This window comes from Mesorhizobium sp. M0491 (assembly GCF_040321265.1).
GTDB lineage: Bacteria > Pseudomonadota > Alphaproteobacteria > Rhizobiales > Rhizobiaceae > Mesorhizobium.
Window position 1 is genome coordinate 1 of record NZ_JAMYRE010000055.1, and the last position, 5,956, is coordinate 5,956.

At 58.9% G+C, this 5,956-nt stretch carries 3 protein-coding genes and 1 pseudogene; 1 reads left to right on the top strand and 3 read right to left on the bottom strand.

What is annotated here, in order from left to right; translation table 11 throughout:
• Positions 1-733: 733 nt before the first annotated feature.
• The 3 genes and pseudogenes from virD4 to NKI69_RS33350 form a co-directional block, all read right to left on the bottom strand.
• Positions 734-2,479, bottom strand: coding sequence for a type IV secretion system ATPase VirD4 (virD4, locus tag NKI69_RS33340; protein ID WP_352723434.1), 1,746 nt, complete (start codon positions 2,477-2,479; stop codon positions 734-736).
• A 247-nt stretch (positions 2,480-2,726) separates the two neighbouring features.
• The gene (locus NKI69_RS33345; RefSeq protein ID WP_352607955.1) at positions 2,727-3,503 is read right to left on the bottom strand and encodes a hypothetical protein; all 777 of its coding nucleotides are present in this window, start codon (positions 3,501-3,503) and stop codon (positions 2,727-2,729) included.
• 300 nt (positions 3,504-3,803) lie between these two features.
• Positions 3,804-4,086: pseudogene (locus NKI69_RS33350) on the bottom strand (IS3 family transposase); the annotation flags it as partial.
• Between the two features lie 426 nt (positions 4,087-4,512).
• On the opposite strand from NKI69_RS33350, the gene NKI69_RS33355 reads away from it, so the two are divergent.
• Positions 4,513-5,956, top strand: a 1,444-nt coding sequence (locus tag NKI69_RS33355) for a potassium transporter Kup (RefSeq protein WP_352723436.1), incomplete at its 3' end; no start/stop codon positions are given.

Genomic DNA, 5,956 nt, shown 5'->3' on the forward strand with positions numbered 1-5,956 from the left:
GCTGACGTAGATGTTAGCTACGGAGGCACGTTGGCCGCGTGACAGTGAGCTATGCTGGAGATTGGGGTGACGAGGCTGATCAAGCCTTCCAACAGTACCAGCCTGATCAATTACGGCGAGAGCTACCGGTCCGGAGATCGCATCAGCCCCTCTCTGCATATGCACGCGGCCGCCTGAATTGCCGATTTCGCTCAGCTGCTGCTGAATGGCGACGGCTTGCAGCGTATTCAGGGCCCTCTGCGTCTGCGCTGGCCACAACAGCGCTGGTGAATGTTCATTGTTGGGACGACTCACTCGGGTGGCAGGTGGTTGCCCTGGTCAAGCTCATCCGGCGAAGGGCGGATCTGCTGTTGGCTGGCAGCCAAGACTGGGGGCGGCGGCCCGAACTCCGGCGTCCCAGAGCTTGCGAAAGCCTCCGACACGCTTCTGTTGAGGTCATCCCGTCCAGCGGGCATCCCTGGGTTGCTGAAAAAAGACGAGGCGGCTTGATGATCCTGCCCTCGCTGAAGCACCTCGCGACCCCCCCTGTTCCAGTCGCAGAAGCTCCTCTGGATTGGTTGGCGGCTCGTCAGCTCGACCATCGAACAGCGGCCGGAGCGCCTCGGACACGTGCTGCTCAAAGCCCACTTGCCGGGCTTGGCCTGCTTGCCCCTCTTCCAAGCCGGCGTCCTGCACCTGCGACAAAGCTGTTACACGGGATGGATTTTTTCGCGGGGTCCACACCAGCCTCACATCAAACTGTATCGTCAAAGTCCTGCGCCAATTCACACAGCGGGTCATCGAGTTGAGATTCGGCGGAGAGCGCGTCCTCTGCTCCCGTCAAGGGCGCCGGCTCCGGGAGGGCGCCTGTCTGGCGTTCAAAGATGCGTTTCAGAATGCGATCCGAGAAATAACGCACCTTCCTCAATTTTAATGGTGGCAGACCTTTGATGAGAACAATCTCGTAGTCGTCATCGAGCAGCCGAACCTGTTCGGGACGCAATAGCGGTGCACCTTGATGTGAATTCTGAATGGTCCAGTCGAACGTTCGCGCCTGGCTGTGGGAAATCGATTTGGCTTCAAACGTGTATTCACCGATGGCCTTGGAAATGTAGTTCGGAGTCTCGTCATCAGCCGTGGCCATGAACACTTGCAGTCCGGTATTGCTGAGAAAATTCTGCTTGCCAGCCTCTCCATAAGCCCCCGTCAGTGCCGAAAGGCTTTGGATGATGAGCATGAAACGCCCCTTGTAGCCCGCGATAGTCGTGATTGCGGTCTCGATCGCCTCCAGCTTACCCAAGTGCTTGAACTCGTCGAGCAGGAAGAGAACCTCGTGCTTTTCATCCCGGCGGGCCAGCGACCGCTGCAGAATTGAAACGATTTGCTGAAAAAACAAGCGTATCAGAGGCGCGATCACCTCAAGGTCGTTCGGACCAACGCAAAGATAGATGCACGTTCTGCGACGGCGAAGATCATAGACCGAAAAGTCCGAGCGACTTGTGGCCGCCTTTACAGCGGGATCCGCCCACAGGTTGAGCCCGCCATCGCCGAGCACGGAAGTGTAGGAGGTTAGGATTTTCGTATCGTTCCCCGCCATGTCGTCGAAGATGCGTTGTGCCTCTTTGTTCTGGGTCTCCATGGCGAGTCGCGCGAAGAGCTTAAACTTCTCCCCCGGCTGGGCGAAGAGGTCATAGACGGCGCCGATTGTTGGCGTGCCCCGCTCGATGCAGGCAAGGATTCCCGCGACAAAGATATCTCGCGCGCCGCTGACGAAACCTTCCGCGCCCTCCCCCTTGGCCGTAATCAGGTTTGCGGCCAAGCGGCGGGCTTCGGTGAATTGCTGCTGTGGAGGCAACGCTATAAGATCCAACAGCGGATTGTAGCAGTTTGTGCGCCGCTCCGAATCCAGCGGCGCGAATTTAAACACGTCGTCACCTGCGGCTTTGCGCGCCCTCGAGGTGAGCTCAAAGAGCTCCCCCTTGACGTCCAGAGCTATCACCGAGCCTTTGAATGTAAGTAGCGTTGGAATGACTATGCCGACGCCCTTGCCAGCGCGGGTCGGTGCAACGATGAGGCTGTGAGGCTGCTCGCCATTGGTGAGGTAGTAGCCAGGCCAGAAAGGGCCACTTGTCTTCCCAAACACCGGCCCTGTCACGCCACGGTATCGTCGCAGATATCCCGCGCGTCGCATTTCATCCACTCGAGCCCAACGAGCCGTCCCGTGGTGTTCGAGCTTGCGGCGCAATACGATCTGCTGAATCAGCAAGACGACCGCGGACGTCGAGAGCACGATAGCCGCGCCCCGATAGAAAACGGGGGTTGCGAAACCCAAATAGAAGGGCGTCTCAAACCAAAAGGCACGGACATCAAACGCCATCAGAGCCTCGCCGCTACCGCCGTGGCGGAAGGTTGCGTAAAGACTTGCCGCACAGAAGCCCACGGCGAGTGAGCACGCGATGCTAATGGCTATGTTGGGGGGCGTCGTTTTTGTTGAAAGCATTGTTCCATTGCCGGATTAGCCGTAGCTAATGCTGCGCGTGCTTCAGAGACCGAACCGGCGTCGCGCGATGTCGCCGCTCGACAGATCGATGCCGCAGCGGGTGGTGCGATGCTTGCAGCGCATCACCCGGCAGACGTGGTTTTTGAAAGTTACACTAAGCAGGTACGTCAACGGCCAGCGAATTGGAAACGGCAAGGCCGTAAACGGAATTCGGGAGAGAAAGCGTCACTGTACCATGGCCGAGACCTCAACGGCCGGAGCGATCTCTGCTTCTGGTGGCCTCCATTAGGTCCTCTCGGGCGTGATTGAAGGCGTGGTTTATGGACCGCCCGATTTGAGCACCCCGCTGCAGCTGTTCATAGGAGGTTTGCGGGCCTACTGTATCACGGACTGCAGCCTCAATACCTGCTATGTGGCCGTCCAGATTCGCACTCCGTTCCTCTGCTGCATGCTGCGGCGGCGGCATGTGCGGCAAGATGTCTTGCATGCCGGGAAAAACTGAGTGAGCTTGGGCCTGTTGATTTGCGTCTAACTGGGGATACATGTTGAGAATAGCATTGGATGCCATGTTTCTGACATTGCCATCCGGATCAGAAGAAGCCAATCCAATGGCCTGATCAAGAATGCGAGATTTATTTTCGTCAGTAAACTTACTGAAGTGTGGCGCAACATAATAAGTTCCGAGAGCTTGCGACGGCGGATCCATGTTGCCAATGCGATTAACAATAGCATCTTGCAGCCCTGGCGTTAGGTAATCGCCTAGATTACTGGCCGCTCCGACTTTCTGCAATGCTATGTCATCCGTGCTGTACCCCAATTCGGCTGTTAATGTCGCGGCCAGATTGATGGCTGATCGTCCAAGCCGATTGGTCCGCCTTTCAAATCTCGCGAGGTCAGTTTCTGGCCCGGGTTGAGTGCCCCGAACGGCTGTTCGCTCGTGCGTCCCGAGGCCTTTGAAGCCCCCAAGATTTCGCGCTGTATCGCGCGGGTTAGCGGTTACCAGCCGTTCTGCAACATCGCTCAATGGCCCCTCTGGAACGTCACGGAGGCTACTGCTCCCCACGCCTTGAGATGATCTTGCAGCTGCACGTGCCCGTTTGTTATCGCGATCCATTGCTCGCCTCCAAAGTAGTTATTCTACCCAATGAGGTTACCACCGAAGCTTGACCTGCTAAACCGATATGATGTTACAGTTGTAGTATGGCAAAGGGTTCCCAGCTCTGTGGGTCTGCCAAGTGCCCGTCCAAGCCGAAGAAAATACGATGAAGCTGGCATCAAATGGATGTGAACTGCCCCGGGCATTCCGGTGGCCGTTTCGTTTGAGTCACGCGGCTATGGCTGGTTCATCCAGCATGGCGTAGTAGCGTTCCTCGGCTTCGGCCGGCGGGATGTTGCCGATGGGCTCCAGCAGGATTGTTGAAGCAGTCGACCCATTCGAGCGTGGCGAACTCGACGGCCTCGAATGAGCGCCAGGGTCCGCGTCGATGCATCACCTCGGCCTTGTAAAGACCGTTGATCGTTTCCGCGAGAGCATTATCGAAAGAGTCGCCGACACTGCCCACTGCGGGTTCGACGCCGGCCGCCGCCAAGCGCTCGGTGTATTGAATGCCGAACCCTAGAGAATCAGCCCTCAGAGCCTTTGGTAATAGACCGACCCCTCGCACCTGTTTGGGCTGGGTGTACAAGTCAGGTTTTCATCAGGTTGGACGAGTATGTCTGGCAGCCAGAGCGCGACCACTTCCGTGCCCGCCCGCTCGTCTGGCAGACACACAAAGGAGAAAGACATGCCGTCAGCTACAAGCAGCGCCATCGTTTCCTGCCGCAGATCATCGCCCATCCGGTCTGGCCCTCCTTCAGGTCCCCTTGGCCTGTGTCTCGTCGAGGAAATGGCCCGGGAGCGGGATCGTGGTTTCGTATGAGACAATCCGCCGGTGCGGCAACAAATGCGGTCCGCACACGGAGCCATTACGTCGCGGCACTTGATATTGCAGTGCAGCAAAGGTAGAGGGCCGCCCCTTATCGGAGTGTCGTCCATGGTCCTTACCAATACTGGTAGCGAGGCAGAACCCGTCGAACAGTCGAGCCATCCGGCAATCGAACAGCAAAGCCCCGAGGTGCTGATGCTAGGCGCGCTCGGCGTTGTCTATGGCGATATTGGCACCAGCCCGATCTACGCGTTCCGTGAGGCGCTGGTGGCGTCGTCGGGCGGCAATGTCGCCGAGCGCGGCGATATCCTCGGCGTTTTGTCATTGATCATCTGGTCGCTGACGATCATCGTCACCATCAAGTACATCATGTTCGTGCTGCGCGCCGATAACGGCGGCGAGGGCGGCGTGCTGTCGCTGATGGCGCTGGCGCGCGGCAGTTTCCCCAAGCGCTCGGCGCTGATGCTCGGCATCGGCATCGTCGGGGCATCGCTTTTCTTCGGTGATGCCGTCATCACACCGGCGATATCGGTGCTGTCGGCGGTTGAGGGCATGAATGTCGTCACGCCGACCTTCCAGCCCTATGTCGTGCCGCTGACACTGGTCATTCTTACCATGGTGTTTGCGGTGCAGCGCTTCGGCACGGGCGGGGTAGGATTGGTGTTCGGCCCGGTGACGGCGGTGTGGTTCCTGGCAATTGGCCTTTCCGGGCTCAACCACATCATCGCCGATCCGGAAATCCTGTGGGCGGTGAGCCCGCACTACATCGTCGCCTTCCTGATCAATTCGCCCGACGTCGCTTTCGTGACCATCGGCGCCATCTTCCTCGCCGTCACCGGCGCCGAAGCACTCTATGCCGATCTCGGCCATTTCGGCCGCAAGCCGATCGTGCTGGCCTGGCTGGCGATCGTGTTTCCCTGCCTGCTGCTCAATTATGCCGGGCAAGGCGCCTTCGTGCTGGCCAAGAATGGCGTCGTCGGCCATCCATTCTTCGAGATGAACGAAGGCTGGACGCTGATCCCGATGGTCGTGCTGGCGACGGCCGCGACTGTCATCGCCAGCCAGGCGGTCATCTCCGGCGCCTTCTCGCTGACCCGGCAGGCGGTGCAGCTCAATATGCTGCCGCGCCTGGAAATCCTGCACACCTCGGAGAAGCAGTCGGGCCAGATCTACATGCCGCGCGTCACTCTGTTGCTGGCGCTGGCGGTGATGCTGCTGGTCGTCGGCTTCGGCGAATCCAGCAGGCTGGCGTCGGCATACGGCATCTCGGTGACCGGCAACATGCTGGTGACGACGGTGCTGCTGTTCGTCGTCATGACCCGGATCTGGAAATGGCGGCTGTGGGTGGCGGTCGCCATGACGGCGCTGTTCGGCTTCATCGATGTCGGCTTTTTTGCCTCCAACATCGTCAAAGTGTTCGAGGGTGGCTGGGCTTCGCTGGCGGTGGCCTTCACCATTGTGCTGGCTATGTGGACCTGGGTGCGCGGCAGCCGCTATCTGTTCGACAAGACCCGCCGCAACGAAATCCCGCTCGATTTCCTCGCCGGCAATC